Genomic DNA, 15,618 nt, shown 5'->3' with positions numbered 1-15,618 from the left:
GCCGGTTGGATTTAAGGCGGGGACTGCTTGTTGGATGCGAGATAGTCGGCGGGTGGAAACTCTCAGTTATGGCCGGGCCCATGGGTGCCAGGAACGTGGTTGTGTGGATCCTCGGGCTCAGCCGTCTCAAGCTCCTTGTTGAGTCCCCCGAGAATTCCGCATTCGCGCACAGTGCGTCCATCGGAGCAGGCTTCCTGAAGCTGCTGGAGCGTATCCTCAAGGCTCGTTAGCTCTTTCAGTCGTTCCCGAACGTGATTAAGGTGGCGAGCCAGCAGGGCGTCGACTTCGCTGCAATCCGCTTCCGGTTGTTCGGCTAGCCTTATCAGCTCACGAATCTCGTCCTGCGCCATATCGAGATTGCGACAGCGTTTGATAAAGAGAAGGCGGTCCAGGTGGGCGTTGCGGTAGGAGCGGTAGCCGCTGCTGTCCCTGTCCGGTTCCGGCAGCAGGCCGATCTTTTCGTAGTAGCGGATGGTCTCAACAGGAATGGCTGTTGTCTTTGCGAGTTCGCCAATTTTCACTGAGGGGTCCCCCCGGTTGTACCCGGAAAATGCACCGTGGCCTTGAGGCCTCCGATCGAGTCGGCGCTGAAATTCAGGGTACCACCATAGCGCTCTGTAATCTCCCGCACGATGGCAAGCCCCAGTCCGTGCCCCGGCGTTTGTTCGTCCAGACGCAGACCGCGGGTGCCCAGGGTGTCCAGCGCGTCCGGAGGAATTCCGGGGCCGTCGTCTTTGACGGTGATGGTAAATCCCTGCCGGTCCTCGTTCAGGCCTAGCTCCACGAATCTGGTGGACCACTTCCCGGCGTTGTCCAGAAGGTTGCCCAGCACCTCGTTCAGGTCGTGTTCCTCAATGGGCCAGCGTCTTTCTTCGGTCAGGACGGTCGACATTTCAAAAGATTTTGCCGGGTACAGCCGGCCGAGCATCCACAGAAGGTCCCTGGCCTGCTTCAGGGGATAGGCGCTTTTGCCCACCTGTGGGCCGGCGAAGCGGCTGCGCCGCATTTCTGCTTCCAGTTGTCTGTCGATATCGTCGAGCCTGCCGGCCATCTGTTGTCTGAGATCGTTGGCCAGAGGTCGGTCCGTATCTTCCAGAATCTGGCGAACGGCAGCGATGGGCGTTTTTACGCTGTGGGATAGGTTGGCCAGTGCGTCCCTGGAGCGCTCCAGCCGCTGGTCCAGGGAGTCGAGTAACTGGTTGAGTTGCAGTACCAGGGGCTGGAACTCCTCAGGCGCTTTCACATCGATCCGTGATATCTCGCCATCCTGCAGCCGCCTCAATGCCGCCTTGAGACTCACTACGGGCCGCATGGACAGGTTGATGCCCAGCCAGAGTGCGCCAACCAGCAGCAGGATCAGGAGCAGGGAAACAACGGCTGTCCATGCATGAAGCTCGGCCTGACTGCGGCTCAAGGCACCAAGGTCTTCAGAAACGATCACCACGATGGGCTGGTCGTTCACACGAAAGGACTTCCGGTAAGCAAGGATATCCGAGGGCGCCTCTTCAATCTGGGCGCCACTGACCCGCAGCGTACCCTCCTGACTGGACTCTACAAGCGGCATTAAAAGTGGGGCCCAGGTTTCCGGGGAGATAATGGTTCGGGTATCGGAATGGATCGCAAATGCGTGGTGAAAAACTTCCTGGAAATAATCACCGGTCTGTAAAGTGTCCAGCCGACCACTGGAATCGCGAATCTGATGTTCGAGAAAAGCGACTTCGTCTTTCAGGCGGGTTTCAACGAATTGGCGGGACATGCGGTCAAGCAGCAGCCCGTGCACTAACCATGCGAGAGCCATCAGAAGAATGCCGGCCGGCAGCAGCAGTGCCAGCAGGGTTCCCTTGACGGATGCCGGTTTTTTAAACCAGGTCATTGAACAGGTACCCCTGGCCACGTCGTGTAGAGATGGTGTCCGTGCCTACCAGTTTCCGGAGCCTGCGAATGTAGGCTTCAATGACGTTCTCGCTGGGGTTGTCGTTCAGGTTGTAGAGCTGCTCCATAAGTTGCTCTTTCGAGAACACGTGCCCTGGTCGGCTCATCAGGCAACGTAACAAGCGGAACTCGGTTCCGGTGAGGCTGTGTTCTGTGCCATCGGCCAGTTTCAGGCTCTGGCGATTCTCATCCAGCTCGAGATTGCCGGCTTTCACAAGAGAGTGCACCCGCCCTTCGCTCCGGCGAATGATGGCGTTCAGTCGTGCAATCAGCTCTTCGGTCTGGAAGGGTTTGGCCAGGTAGTCATCGGCGCCGGCTTTTAGTCCGTTGACCTTGTCCTGCCAGTCGCCTCGGGCAGTCAGAATCAGGACAGGGAAGCTGGCCCTGTTCATCCGCCACTTGCGCAGAACGTCCAGTCCGTTGCCGTCAGGCAGGCCCAGATCCAGGACAACAGCCCGATAATCCTCCTGCTCTGCCAGCATCAAGGCTTCTTTGGCAGTAAACGTTGAATCCACACTGAAACCCGCCTTTTCAAGTTGGCTGGCCAGACCGTCGGCCAGCAGTCGGTCATCTTCGACGAGCAGTAAACGCATAAGTCTGTCCTTCAGAATGTGAACCTCAGCGACTCAGTATCCCTGTGTTAACTGAACCCAGCCTGAACGCTAAATAATTCGTCATTTTCAGAAAGGATTCAGGTTTGTGCGCGATGGTATTCATCGTTTCTGGATATTGCTCAATTTTCGAAGCAAACCATGGTTCGTTTGAGTCTCACCAATTCACAGGAGTATACAAGATGAACGCATCCGCATTTCTGGTTGCCGCCACAGCCATGACCATGTCAGCAACGGCTTTTGCCGCCGGCGCCCACAGCGGTGGCCACGGGGGAGGAAGCGGAGAGCCGGGCAAGGCCTCCGAGGTCAGCCGAACGATCAACGTTGAGATGCACGACAACTATTACGAGCCCGAGTCCATCGAGGTCAATCCCGGTGAAACGGTTCGTTTTGTTATCGAAAATAAGGGCAACCTTGTTCACGAGTTCAACATTGGCACGCCCGATATGCATGAGGCCCATCAGGAAGAAATGATGATGATGGTTGAACATGGCGTGATCCAGGGCGGAACTCTCAATCACGACATGATGGAAATGGACATGGGCGACGGCCACTCCATGAAGCACGACGATCCCAACAGCGTTCTTCTCGAGCCCGGCAAGAGCAAAGAGATCGTCTGGAAATTCTCCGAGGAGGGCAATATCGAGTTTGCCTGCAACGTGCCCGGGCATTATCAGGCCGGCATGTACGGAGATGTGAATTTCAACTGATCCCTCCAAACAACGACGTAGTTGAGAGTAGTCAACCATGAAGAAATCCTTTCTGGCAGGCCTTGCGGCCTTGCTGATGCCGGCGTTTGGCCTGGCTGGTGAATACAACCTGACAGTGGACCGGGTCCAGATTGATACCGGCGATTTTGTCAAAGAGGGCATTGGCTATAACGGCGAATCCCCGGGACCCGTTTTGCGCTTCAAGCAGGGCGAAGAGGTGACCATCAATGTCACCAACAATCTTGATGAAATGACCTCCATCCATTGGCACGGGCTTATCCTGCCCTATCAACAGGATGGCGTGCCCGGCATCAGTTTCCCGGGTATCAAGCCAGGCGAAACCTTCACCTACCGTTTTCCCATCCAACAGGCCGGCACCTACTGGTTTCACAGCCACTCCGGTTTCCAGGAACCCGACGGTGCCTACGGTGCCATTGTTATCGAACCGGAAGGCCGAGAGCCGTTCCGTTATGACCGCGAGTATGTGGTTCAGCTGACTGACAAACACCCGCACTCCGGGGATCGCATCATGCGCAACCTGAAGATGATGCCTGACTACTACAACCGGCAGCAGCAGACTGTTGGCGAGTTCTTCTCCGATGCCGCCGAGCATGGCTTCATGAATACCCTGAAGGACCGGATGGCCTGGGGCGATATGCGGATGATGAAGGCGGATGTCGAGGACCTGCAGGGGTTTACCGCGTTGATCAACGGCAAGGGTCCTGACCAGAACTGGACGGGCATTTTTGAACCAGGCGAGAGAATCCGATTGCGCTTTATCAACTCGTCGGCAATGACCTACTTCGATATTCGTATCCCGGGTCTGAACATGACGGTGGTTCAGGCTGACGGTAACAATGTCCAACCCGTAAATGTGGACGAGTTCCGCATCGGCGTGGCCGAGACCTATGACGTCATCGTTCGTCCCCGCGATGAGCAGGCGTACACCATCTTTGCTGAATCCATGGGGCGTTCGGGTTATGCAAGGGCAACGCTGGCACCAGAAGAAGGCATGGAAGGTGTGGTCCCCGAATTGCGCGAGCCGGCTCGGCTGACCATGGCCGATATGGCCGGCATGCACGGTATGGATCACGGAAGCATGGATATGAGCGGTTCCGGTGATATGGCAGGTATGGACCATTCTGCCATGGGAAGTATGAATGAGTCTGAGATGTCGGGGATGGATCATTCAAACATGGCGGGCATGGATCACAGCGGCATGATGATGTCCAGCAAAGGTGCCAGCGATCCTTTCTACGCCGAAGGCAGTGGGATTGTCCCCGTCGCCGCCAATGGCGGAAAGTTTCTGTCCTACGCCGATCTCAGGGCACAGAACCCCCTTTATGAGGACCGTGAACCCACCCGCGAGATCGAGCTGAAGCTCACCGGCAACATGGAGCGTTACACCTGGAGCATCAACGGCGTGAAATACGAGGACGCTGACCCGATCCGCCTGCAATATGGCGAACGTGTCCGCTTTAAGTTTGTGAACGAAACCATGATGACGCATCCCATGCACCTGCATGGCATGTGGTCCATTCTGGATGTCGGCGCCGATCAGTGGAACCCCATCAAGCACACCATCAGTGTTCAGCCTGGCACCACTGTCTATATGGAAACCGAGGTGGACGAGCCGGGACAGTGGGCCTTCCATTGCCATCTTTCCTACCACGCCGCCGCGGGTATGTTCCGCAAGGTGATTGTTGAGGGTGGTCCCGACACGACTCAGGCGAAAACTGACGCTGTTGCCGACAATGGAGGTGAAGCATGAGCCGTGTGCAATTCCTGACTCTGGGGCTCTTGAGCTCGTTGGTAGTGTCAACGCCGGTGACGGCCCAGACCATGATCCAGGACACCACTGCCCGTAAGCAGCCCCTGGCGACCTGGGGTGTTCAATTCGAGGAGCTGGAGTACCGTTACAGCGATTCGGATGAGGAGCTTGGTGTCTGGAAATCTGACGTGTTCTATGGCACCGACGAGTTCAAGTTCCGTTGGTTGGGCAAGGGAGAGTATGCCATTCAGGAGCAGGCCTACGAGGGCCTCGAAAACCAGCTGGTTGCGCAGACGCCCATCTCCAAGTTTTTCGATGCCAAGGCGGGCGTTCGGTTCGATACGCCGGAAGGACCCGATCGAACCTATGCGGTTCTTGGGGTAACCGGCCTGGCGCCCCAGTGGTTCGAAGTGGACGCAAGCCTGTACGTCAGTGATGAGGGCGACACATCGGCGGAGGTAGATGCCGAATACGAGTTGTTGCTCACCAACCATTGGATTCTCTCCGCTGCTCTGGATGCAACGGTGGCATTCAGTGAGGATCGGGAGATTGGCCTGGGTAAGGGGCTTAGCTCAACAGAGGCCGGCCTCAGGTTGAGCTATGACCTGATCGACCGGGCCGTGTCTCCCTACATTGGTGTGGTGCACGAACGCAAATACGGCGACACCGCCGACCTGGCTGAGGCCGAGGGCGGCAGTACCGAAGACTGGTTTGCCGTTGTTGGTGCGCGAATCGCATTCTGAACGCCACTTCAAAAAGCCCGGGCGCTCGCACCCGGGCTTTTTTTCTTAATTTTGATGCACCTCAAATCAATCTGAATTGAACGCCGGTTTTCAGCGGCAATTCAGTTAACGGTGCTGTAATGGTCTTGAAGTCACCGACACCCGAGGTGAAATCCCATGGCCAAGGCACACAAAATGGGCACTCAGGAGGCCTTCCTTCAGCGCCGCACACTCCCCATAAGGGGCCTGGCGGAAAGCCAGTGGGACGACCTGCTTGAGGATCTCAATCACCATCCCTGCGTTGATCTTGCCGAACGAAAACCGACCAACGTTCTGCGGATTGCCTACGATGCAAGCCACTGGTCCGTCGACGATCTGCTGGAAATGGTCACTGCCCGGGGCGGCCAGCTGAAAGGCGGTTGGTGGGCTCAGCGAAAGCTGGCCTGGTACCGATTCACCGATGACAACGTTCGGGCTAACGCGCAACATCAGCCCCACTGCTGCTCCAAAATGCCACCAATTAAACGAAAATGATCGGAGGTTGAACGGCCGAAACGAAGGACGGGAAGACACGCTATCAGGAAGGGAGTCACTTACATCACCATTAACTGTAATTGGGCGGGAGGCCAAGGCCATGATGGACGACAACATGTTTGGGAACACGATGTGGGCAGGCCACTGGCTCTGGATGCTGGTGATTGCCATTGTGGTGGTTATACCCGCCTGGCGAATTTGCCAGCGCACGGGGTATCCGGGTTGGATGGGCATTCTGATCCTCATTCCAGTCGCCAATCTGTTTTTGCTGTATTTCATTGCGTTTGCGGACTGGCCGACAGAAACCACGGGAGACCAAAATGGCTGAGCACCAACACGCCCACCACCATGATACCGCCGGTCACGATCACGCTGAGGCAGGGGAACATCAGGTCAAAGATCCGGTTTGTGGCATGAATGTGGATCCGCATAAGGCGGAGCATCGAAGTCAGCACTTTGGAAAAACCTGGTATTTCTGCTCGTCCCGCTGTCAATCAAAGTTCGAGGCGGATCCTCAGCAATATCTCGGCCAGAAGGACAAGCCGCAAGAGCCGGTAGCGCCGGGCACCATGTATACCTGCCCCATGCACCCGGAGATTCGTCAGCAAGGCCCGGGGGACTGCCCCATCTGTGGAATGGCCCTGGAGCCCGAGCAAGTGAGTCTGGACGACGGGCCGTCGGAAGAGCTCAAGGATATGACTCGCCGATTCTGGATTGGCCTGGTGCTCACATTGCCGGTCCTGGTGCTGGAAATGGGCGGACACCTGACCGGGCTTGATCACATTATTGCTCCTCAGATGTCTAACTGGATTCAGTTGGTGCTGGCGACGCCGGTGGTGCTCTGGTGCGGTTGGCCCTTCTTCGTCCGTGGCTGGAAATCCGTGGTTAGCCGTAACCTGAACATGTTTACTCTTATCGCCATTGGTACTGGCGTGGCACTGATCTACAGCCTGGTGGCGACATTGGCGCCACAGATATTCCCGGGTGCCTTTCGGCAGGAAGACGGCTCGGTGGCGGTGTATTTCGAGGCGGCAGCCGTCATCGTCGTGCTGGTATTGCTTGGTCAGGTGCTGGAACTGCGGGCCAGGGAGAAAACCTCCGGCGCCATCAAGGCTTTGTTGGATCTGGCGCCTGCCACTGCCAGGAAGTTGGATGACGATGGCAGCGAATCCGATGTGTCGCTGGATCAGGTCAAGGTTGGTGACCGTATGCGGGTGCGCCCCGGCGACAAGGTGCCGTTGGACGGCGAAGTGCTCGAAGGCAGTTCCAACGTGGATGAGTCCATGGTGACCGGTGAGCCGTTGGCCGTCAGCAAGAAATCCGGCGATCAGGTGATCGGCGGCAGTATTAACCAGCAGGGCAGTTTCATCATGCGCGCCGACAAGGTTGGCCGCGATACCATGCTGTCGCAGATCGTTCAGATGGTGGCCAGCGCGCAACGCAGCCGGGCGCCGATTCAGGGGCTCGCAGACAAGGTTGCCGCTTACTTCGTGCCGGCAGTCATCGTGATTGCGATCATCGCCTTTATCGCATGGTCTGTTTTTGGCCCCACGCCGCCCATGGCCTTCGGCCTGATTGCTGCCGTAAGCGTTTTGATCATTGCCTGCCCCTGCGCACTGGGCCTGGCAACACCCATGTCTATCATGGTTGGGGTTGGACGCGGTGCCCAGAGTGGCGTGCTGATCCGTGATGCAGAAGCTCTTGAGCGGATGGAAAAGGTGGACACCGTGGTGGTGGATAAAACCGGCACGCTGACAGAAGGCAAGCCGCAAGTCACCCGACTTGTCGCGGCAAACGGGTTCAGTGACAACGATCTGATGCGCTATGCCGGTGGTCTGGAAAAGGGCAGCGAGCATCCATTGGCCCACGCCATTCTCGATAAGGCCAAGGGTATGGATCTGGAGCTCCCGGATGCAGAGGACTTTGATTCGCCTAACGGAAAAGGGGTTACCGGTCGAATCGATGGCAAGCGGGTGCTGCTCGGCAATCGCCTCCTGATGGAGTCCGAGAATGTCGACACCGCAAAATATGACGGCGAAGCCGACCAGCTCCGGAAAGACGGCGCTACTGTGATTTTTGCGGCCGTCGACGGCAACGTCGCAGGCTTGCTCGCGATAGCCGATCCGGTGAAGGAAACCACTGAAGCCGCCATTTCAGCGCTGCAGAAAGACGGGATTCGCGTCGTCATGCTGACCGGCGATAACCGTACGTCAGCCGAGGCTGTTGCCCGCAAGTTGCATATCGACGAAGTGGAAGCGGAAGTGCTGCCGGAAGATAAGGGCAAGATTGTTCAACGCCTGAAGGACGAAGGTCGGGTTGTCGTGATGGCGGGCGACGGCGTGAACGACGCGCCTGCACTGGCCACGGCGGATGTGGGTGTCGCTATGGGCACTGGCACCGATGTAGCAATTGAGAGTGCTGGTATTACTCTGCTGCGCGGCGACCTGATGGGCATTGTTGAGGCGCGTCAGTTGTCGCTGGCAACCATGCGTAACATCCGGCAGAACCTGTTCTTTGCGTTTGTCTACAATTCTGCAGGCGTGCCTATTGCAGCGGGTGTTCTGTATCCATTTTTCGGCATACTGCTGTCGCCGATTTTTGCTGCCGCAGCAATGTCGCTTTCTTCGGTGAGCGTGATCATAAATGCTCTTCGCCTTCGGGTTATCAAACTTGAACCAAAGCAATAGAAGGACTGATCCCTGGTAATAGTCTGCGACATATCTGGATGACTCAGGTCAAGATGCAAGCTGTTAATGCTTCTCCAGAGTCTTTTTTCAGCCTCAATTCAGTTTCATGGTCTTTACTGAGAAGGATGCACAGAGTTGCAGCCGATAAGGAGGATCTCATGAACAGATTAACCCGTTTTGTAGCGTGTTCCGTGCTCGTTGCTTTGCCTGCCTTTGCTTTTGCACAGGGAAACTCGGGGCAAATGCCTCGCGGCGGCATGATGACCGAGGAACAAGTGCAGCAGATGAATGAAAACATGGCACGGATGCAGGCCATGATGCAGGAAATGCGGAATGCCAATTCCAACGCTGAACGCCAGAGACTGCGCGAGCAACACATGGAATACATGCAGGAGCACATGCAGATGATGCGTGGCGGCATGATGGGCCCCGGCATGATGGGCAGTGGCCAAGGAATGATGGGTAATGGCCAGGGCATGATGAACAACCAGGGCATGATGAATAATCAGGGCCAGGGTAAAAAGCAGTCCGGTAATGCCCAGGGGAATCGCTCTGGTGGTCCGGGGATGGACAACGAGCAGCGTCTTCAGATGATGGAGAACCGGATGAACCAGATGCAGATGATGATGGAGCAAATGCTGGAGCATCAGCGGCAAATGAACCGCAACTGATGTGTTCCTTCCTTCTAGTCGAACAGTGACAGTTGATCGGGCTGCTGCTTCGCTGGCACGCCGGGGCGTTTCTGGACAGGTCCCTTGCGACTGCCGTGGCGGACCAGCACCCGGTCTGTTTCTGCCTTGCTGACGTGCTGCTTGCGAAAGTCGCCAACCGCCTTGCGGGCAACCCGGGCCGCCTGCTCATGGTCACACACCGGTGAGATGTAGGTATTGCCGCCATAACGCTCTTTCTGGGCCGGAGTCATCAGCCAGGGCGTGTGGATCATTTCACTGGGCACGCCCGACAGCTCCGGGATCCAGCGCCGGATGAATTCGCCTTCTGGATCCAGTTTCTGGCTCTGCAACACCGGATTGTAGATGCGCAGGGCGTTGATGCCGGTGAGGCCAGACTGCATCTGGGTCTGTGAGTAGTGGATGCCCGGCTCGAAATCGGTAAACAGGCGGGCCAGATGAAGGGCCGGGTCCCGCCAGTGCAGCCAGAGCTGATAGCTGGCGATTGCCATCAACATGGCGCGCATCCGGAAATTGATCCAGCCCGAATGGGCCAGGGCCCGCATGCTGGCGTCCACGAGGGGCCAGCCGGTCTGGCCTTCCTGCCAGCGCTGCAGGCGCTCGGAATCGTTAGGCCCCGATTTGAGCGCCTCCATTTCCCGGTGCATGGCCCGAAATTCCAGTTCGGGCTCATCTTCCAGTTTCTGGATAAAATGGCAGTGCCAGTGCAGCCGGGAGCGGAAGCTGGTCAGGCTTTTCTTTTTCCGGGGCAGGGTGTTGCGGTGATTGCCGGTGGCCTTTGCCTCCTGATACACCTCCCGAAGGCTGACAGTGCCATAAGCGATGTGCGGACTCAGGCGCGAGCAGGCTCTTACGGCGGTGTTCGGGCTGGAGATATTGTACTGGTAGCCGACGCAACGGCGATCCAGGAACGAGGTCAGAAGCTTTTCGCCTCTCGCGCTACCACCTATCTGGCGGTCCGGACACTCGTCAGGTACTTCAAAAGCCTTGTCATTGTTGCCAGCGCAAAGGGTCTTCAACGTATCCGATGTCGGAATTACAGTCGGAGCCTCAAGTACGGGTTGCCGCATCAGATCGGTCCAGGCTTTGTCCCACACATCCCGGTCGCTCAGGCGACGAACCACACCAAACTGGTTCCACTCCCGGAACTCCACATGGTTCTCCGAGCACCATCCAATCACCGACCTGTCACGCTCGTAGGTCCACTGCCCGCCGGTTTCCTGATGGCAGAAGATGCGGTTAATTGGCTGGTGGGCCTGAATCTGCTTGAGGGCATCAATCATCGACCCTCGCAGCACCAGCAGCTGACTGCCGGCCTTGCGCAACTGCCGGTCCAGGTCGTCCAGAGAATCCCGGATAAACGCCCATTGGCGGCCGCTGGTGTCCGGCAGTTGCCAGTACTCATCTTCGATGACGTACAAGGGTATGACCGGCTCTCCCAGGGCGGCTGCCGCCACCAGCGGGGCATGATCACGGGTGCGAAGGTCGCGCTTGAACCACACCACGGTGGTCATGACGATGCGCTCCTTTCACGCCGGCAACGTTCGCTGCAGTAGCGCACGTTGTCCCAGTCTTTGGCCCATTTTTTCCGCCACTTAAAGGGCCGCTGGCAGACCGGGCAGGTCTTTTCGGGCAGGTTGAGCTTTTTGTGGGGCACTAGCGGGCTCCGTTCAGGTTTCTGGCCATAGTACGTCCGGCTCACACGCGGGGATCAGCAGTAGGCGAGTGTTGGGCAACTGCCGGCCTCGCGCTCCCATTGGATGGTCACATGATGGATGTTGAAGTCGCTTGCCAGCATGCGGGTGGCCTGCTCGATGACCTTATCGTCACTGGCCGGGTCAGGCTTTACCAGATGCACCGTGAGGGCGTTTTCCGTTGTGCTTAGCCCCCAGATATGAAGATGGTGAACCGATTCGACGCCGGGCAGTTCCTTGAGGCTATCGAGAACTTGCTCGGGGTTGATCTCTCTCGGTACCGCGTCCACTGCCAGATTGAGGGAATCTTTCAGCAACCGCCAGGTTCCCAGAAAGATCACGGCTGCGATCACGAGACTTACCAGAGGATCGATCCAGTTGAGGCCGGTAAACATGATCACAAGTCCGGCAACCACAACGCCAACGGACACCGCCGTGTCTGCAGCCATGTGCAGGAACGCGCCGCGGATGTTGAGGTCGCCCTCCTGGCCTTTCATGAACAGTAGCATCGTGAGGCCATTGATAACGACCCCGATGCCGGCGACCACGATGACGGTCAAACCGGTAACCTCCGCCGGTTCGCTGAAGCGGCCAATGGCTTCCCAGGCAATGCCGCCAACGGCTGCGATCAGAAAAAGCGCATTGAACAGGGCTGCCAGGATAGTGGATTTTTTCAGTCCGTAAGTGTTCCGGTCGGTCGCTTTCTTTGTGGCCATCCAGCTCGCAACCCAGGCCATGATGAGGCCCAGCACATCGCTCAGGTTATGGCCGGCATCAGCCAGCAGGGCCAGGGATCCGGACAGGACTCCGTAGACCGCCTCTATGGCAACAAAGACCACGTTAAGCACGACGGCCAGCGCAAACGAGCGGTTGTGGGTGTCGAAATGCTTCGCATGGCCGTACCCGTGATCGTGGTGGCTGTGCATTGTCTGCTCTCCATTTTCTGATGCGTCTGGTGAGCATTCAAAACCCTGTAGTAGCTACAGGGTCAAGAATCAGATTAACCCGACTCCCTGGCCAGCTGGGCCAGATCTTCACTGATCTGCTCAGGCGATAGGCCGGGCCGAAGCAGCAGCCGGGCGCTGCCACTGCGATCGAACACATAAACGGCGCTGCTGTGGGAGACGTTGTAGTTGCCGTTGGCGTCGGGCTGGTCATAACCGAAGGTGGTCCGGTAGCGTTTGGCGAGCTTTCGAAGCGTGGGCTCTTCGGCGGTGAGGCCAACGATTCCTTCCCCGAAAAAGCTTACGTAACTGGCCAGGCGTTCGGGGGTATCCCGGCGCGGGTCAACGCTGACGAACAGGGTGGTGACATCGTCCTGATACTCTGCGGGCAGTTGCTGAACCGAGCGGCGCAGATCGGTCAGCGTGGTTGGGCAGACATCGGGGCAGGAGGTAAAGCCGAAATACACCAGCCGGATGTTGCCTTGTGAGTCATCAGGAGTCACGGTTTTCCCATCGGTGCCCTCCAGCTGGAACTGGAGCTCGGGCATCAGGCCCGATATGTCCTTGCCATGCCAGCTTTTCTCATCGCCAGCGCAGCCAGCGAGTACCAGGGCAATGAAGACGAACCACAGTGGCAGCGTTCGGTTCATGCGTTTCCTCCTGCCAGAGAGCGGCGCCTGGGAAATTTGCCATCTTCATGCATGGCCCGGCGGAGCACGATCAGAATGCCGATGATGCTCATCATGGCCGGGGGGATCCAGGTCAGCAGACCGCCCAATAACTGATCGGTTTCGGGAGGCATGGGCCATGCCCGGCCGCATACTTCGTACACGTCGTACACCATACCCCGGGAAAAGACGATCCAGGCGCCAAGTATCATCTGGGGGATGGCCACCAGCGCCAGCAGCAGAATACGCTTGCCGTAACCCAAAGCGTTGGTAATGGCCGGCGATCGGGGGTCGAAGATCAGCCACCAGAACAGCAGGCCATCCAGCAACATGCTCCAGTTCATGATCCAGTAGAGCTGCCGGCTCAGCATGGCGTCAAAATGGATAGGCGGCCAGAGCCAGAAATAGATCAGCCCCACGAACAGGAACGAGGCGATAAAGGGCTGCTGCAATACCCGGTAAATCCAGCCAAATGGTTGTAGCCAGTAGCGCAAAGACCGTGACATTTTCTGGTGCCAGAAGCGCATTACTGGCAGCGGATTGGACAGCGCGATCAGTATTGGCCCCAGGTGGTGCAGAATCAGATGCTGCCCCCGGTGAACGAAAAACATGTACTGGGAGTAGTAGTCGAATCGGGTCTGCATCACCCCGTAACAGAGCATGACCCCGAGTGTGAACGTGATAATCCGGCCCGATCCCGGCCGGTCTTTCTCCGGCATCTTCAGTAGCGCGACACCATAAAACCCGAGCACCAGCATGTAACTGAGCAGGGTCAGAGGCGAAAAATCGTAGGGCAGCAGGTAGCTCGATATTGGCATGGATCGGACTCGATGCGTGCACGCACTGGAAACCGGGTTTATCTTTCTTGTCAGTACCGCCGAGTTTTGCCGGCCCGGCGGCGGATTTCAAGGCCGGCTTCAGGAAACTTCTGACGGAGACGGGGCATGGCCCGATTTTGCGATTCCATTTCAGCGCCGTCGGTGTTGATCTTCGACTGGCACGGCACGCTGGTAGATACTCACGATGCCATGTTCAGTGCCATGGAAGACATGCTGCCGCAGCTGGAGGATCTGGGGCTGGTGGAACGGCTGCTGCCCGAGGACAAGTGCCGAACATCGGACGATGCGCGCCTGGTGCGCTATATCCGGATTTTCCGGCGGCTGCATCCACGTATCCTGGCGGAGCGCCGGGTGTCGAGGACCGACATCTTTAACGCCATCTTTGGTGATGACAAAGACGCCAAACTGATCGCCCACAAGGCCTATAACGAGGCCTATCGGCGATACTTCGGTCAGGTAAAGCCGTTCCAGCCTGGCGCCTACGAGTACCTCTCCGCCCTGAAAGCCATGGGAATCCGACTGGCGGTCTCCACCAACCGGAACCGGGAGTTTCTGGACCGGGAATTACAGACGGTGGACGAGGGCCGATGGCGCAACCTGTTTAATGCCACGGTCTGCGCCGATGATGTCACCGAGTACAAACCCGACCCGGAGGTGATCCTGAAGGCGCTTGAGAAGCTCGATCTTCCGGCCGATGAAAAGGCCTGGTACGTGGGTGACAGCTACGTTGACATGCTCACCGCCAACAAAGCGGGCGTGTCGGGCGTGTTCTACAACGGGGCCTGCTGGGAATCCGGCCGGATCGACAGCTGGTTTTCCCACCGGGACGCCCCCGCGGCCATTCTGGACAGCTTTGAAGACCTGATGGATCTCTTGGCCCTGCTCGAACGGAGCCAGCCGGAAGCTTTTGAACAGACGCCTGCCGAGGTTCGCCCACGACCCTTCCCGCCGCCACAGCGCCCGGAGCGGCGCATCGAGCCGGACTGGCACCCGGCGGTGGTCAAGCTCATTCGCCCGGCGGTCATCCTGTTCGACTGGCACGCCACCCTGGTGGATACCCTCGACGCCATGTACCACGCGGTGGATGACATGCTGCCGGATTTCCACAAACTAAAACTGATGGACCGCATGGTAGCGCCGGAAGACAGCAAGACTCCGGAAGATGTGAAGCTGGTTGCCTACGTGCGCGAGTTTGCGAAGTTGCACCCGAAGGTGAAGGCGGACCGGAAGATTTCGAGGACCGATATCTTTGAGGTACTGTTCGGGGAGGATCAGGAAGCCAAACAGGTCGCACACAAGGCGTTCAATCATCACTATCGAAAGCACTACGGTACCGTGAAGGCCTTTGAACCGAAGGTTCGGGAGGTTCTTGAAGGTTTAAGACGGCTTGGTATCCAGGTGGGCGTTATTACCAATCGGGATCGCGAGTTTTTCGAGCATGAGCTGGCGGCTGTGGAAGACACTGGATGGACTCATCTGTTTGATGTCGATGTCTGCGGCGACGACACGCCCCTGCGAAAGCCGCACCCCGATCAACTGTTGTTGGCGGTTCAGAAGCTGGACTATCCGCCGGATCCGAGCGTCTGGTATGTGGGCGACAGCACCACCGACGTGATTGCCGCCAAGCGCGCCGGCCTCACCTCGGTTTTTTTCAACGGCGCCCAATGGGACCTGCCCTGGCTGAACAAGATTTTCCCGGGCACCCACAAGCACCCGGATAAACCGGACGTGGTAGTTAATGACTTCTCGGAGTTCTGGGCGCTAGTGCTGGCCTGCGAGGTAGGGCCACCTTGAATTAGGGCGGAACCTGGGAAGGC

At 57.7% G+C, this 15,618-nt stretch carries 16 protein-coding genes; 8 read left to right on the top strand and 8 right to left on the bottom strand.

The genetic code is table 11. From position 1 onward, the window contains the following. Nucleotides 1-62 precede the first annotated feature (62 nt). From cadR to NUW46_RS16200, 3 genes are read right to left on the bottom strand one after another with little or no spacing between them, the layout of a single operon-like run. Nucleotides 63-521 carry a Cd(II)/Pb(II)-responsive transcriptional regulator gene (gene cadR, locus NUW46_RS16210; RefSeq protein WP_418140688.1) on the bottom strand — a complete coding sequence of 153 codons (459 nt, stop codon included), beginning with the start codon at nt 519-521 and terminating at the stop codon, nt 63-65. Continuing rightward, complete coding sequence (locus NUW46_RS16205; protein ID WP_418140687.1) at nt 518-1,873, bottom strand: sensor histidine kinase; 1,356 nt, start codon at nt 1,871-1,873, stop codon at nt 518-520. The genes cadR and NUW46_RS16205 overlap by 4 nt, the downstream gene beginning before the upstream one ends. Further along, nucleotides 1,860-2,525: a response regulator transcription factor gene (locus NUW46_RS16200; RefSeq protein WP_209400227.1), complete on the bottom strand. Its 666-nt coding sequence runs from the start codon at nt 2,523-2,525 to the stop codon at nt 1,860-1,862. Before NUW46_RS16200 ends, NUW46_RS16205 begins: the two co-directional genes overlap by 14 nt. A gap of 200 nt (nt 2,526-2,725) precedes the next feature. Between NUW46_RS16200 and NUW46_RS16195 the strand changes: the two genes are divergently transcribed. The 7 genes from NUW46_RS16195 (at nt 2,726) to NUW46_RS16165 (ending at nt 9,638) form a co-directional block, all read left to right on the top strand. Continuing rightward, nucleotides 2,726-3,253, top strand: a complete 528-nt coding sequence (locus tag NUW46_RS16195; RefSeq protein ID WP_418140686.1) for a cupredoxin domain-containing protein — start codon at nt 2,726-2,728, stop codon at nt 3,251-3,253. Nucleotides 3,254-3,290: 37 nt separating this feature from the next. Then, the gene (locus tag NUW46_RS16190; protein ID WP_069181814.1) at nt 3,291-5,024 is read left to right on the top strand and encodes a copper resistance system multicopper oxidase; all 1,734 of its coding nucleotides are present in this window, start codon (nt 3,291-3,293) and stop codon (nt 5,022-5,024) included. Continuing rightward, complete coding sequence (locus tag NUW46_RS16185; protein WP_069181813.1) at nt 5,021-5,767, top strand: copper resistance protein B; 747 nt, start codon at nt 5,021-5,023, stop codon at nt 5,765-5,767. Before NUW46_RS16190 ends, NUW46_RS16185 begins: the two co-directional genes overlap by 4 nt. A gap of 156 nt (nt 5,768-5,923) precedes the next feature. Then, nucleotides 5,924-6,280 (top strand): hypothetical protein, encoded by a 357-nt coding sequence (locus tag NUW46_RS16180; protein WP_069181812.1) that lies wholly within the window; start codon nt 5,924-5,926, stop codon nt 6,278-6,280. A 100-nt stretch (nt 6,281-6,380) separates the two neighbouring features. Beyond that, complete coding sequence (locus NUW46_RS16175; RefSeq protein WP_418140685.1) at nt 6,381-6,608, top strand: hypothetical protein; 228 nt, start codon at nt 6,381-6,383, stop codon at nt 6,606-6,608. After that, nucleotides 6,601-8,967: a heavy metal translocating P-type ATPase gene (locus NUW46_RS16170; protein ID WP_418140684.1), complete on the top strand. Its 2,367-nt coding sequence runs from the start codon at nt 6,601-6,603 to the stop codon at nt 8,965-8,967. Before NUW46_RS16175 ends, NUW46_RS16170 begins: the two co-directional genes overlap by 8 nt. A 158-nt stretch (nt 8,968-9,125) precedes the next feature. Then, nucleotides 9,126-9,638, top strand: a complete 513-nt coding sequence (locus NUW46_RS16165; protein ID WP_069181809.1) for a hypothetical protein — start codon at nt 9,126-9,128, stop codon at nt 9,636-9,638. Nucleotides 9,639-9,652: 14 nt separating this feature from the next. Here NUW46_RS16165 and NUW46_RS16160 read toward each other — a convergent pair whose 3' ends face one another. The 5 genes from NUW46_RS16160 to NUW46_RS16140 form a co-directional block, all read right to left on the bottom strand. Continuing rightward, nucleotides 9,653-11,170, bottom strand: a complete 1,518-nt coding sequence (locus NUW46_RS16160; protein WP_153633927.1) for an FAD-binding domain-containing protein — start codon at nt 11,168-11,170, stop codon at nt 9,653-9,655. After that, a complete protein-coding gene (locus NUW46_RS16155) occupies nt 11,167-11,313 on the bottom strand; it encodes a DUF2256 domain-containing protein (protein ID WP_083231714.1) in 147 nt (48 codons plus the stop codon). The genes NUW46_RS16160 and NUW46_RS16155 overlap by 4 nt, the downstream gene beginning before the upstream one ends. A 54-nt stretch (nt 11,314-11,367) precedes the next feature. Further along, the gene (locus NUW46_RS16150; protein ID WP_418140683.1) at nt 11,368-12,276 is read right to left on the bottom strand and encodes a cation diffusion facilitator family transporter; all 909 of its coding nucleotides are present in this window, start codon (nt 12,274-12,276) and stop codon (nt 11,368-11,370) included. 74 nt (nt 12,277-12,350) lie between these two features. Then, entirely contained in the window at nt 12,351-12,944 is a 594-nt protein-coding gene (locus tag NUW46_RS16145) for an SCO family protein (protein ID WP_418140682.1), read from the bottom strand. Further along, on the bottom strand, nt 12,941-13,780 hold the full coding sequence (locus NUW46_RS16140) for a cytochrome c oxidase assembly protein (protein WP_418140681.1): 840 nt from the start codon (nt 13,778-13,780) through the stop codon (nt 12,941-12,943). Before NUW46_RS16140 ends, NUW46_RS16145 begins: the two co-directional genes overlap by 4 nt. A 126-nt stretch (nt 13,781-13,906) precedes the next feature. On the opposite strand from NUW46_RS16140, the gene NUW46_RS16135 reads away from it, so the two are divergent. Further along, nucleotides 13,907-15,595, top strand: a complete 1,689-nt coding sequence (locus tag NUW46_RS16135) for an HAD family hydrolase (RefSeq protein ID WP_418140680.1) — start codon at nt 13,907-13,909, stop codon at nt 15,593-15,595. Nucleotides 15,596-15,618 lie beyond the last annotated feature (23 nt).

This window comes from Marinobacter sp. MA, assembly GCF_048298425.1.
GTDB lineage: Bacteria > Pseudomonadota > Gammaproteobacteria > Pseudomonadales > Oleiphilaceae > Marinobacter > Marinobacter salsuginis.
The sequence above is the reverse complement of the archived record's forward strand: the minus strand, read 5'-3'. Positions and strand labels throughout refer to the sequence as shown.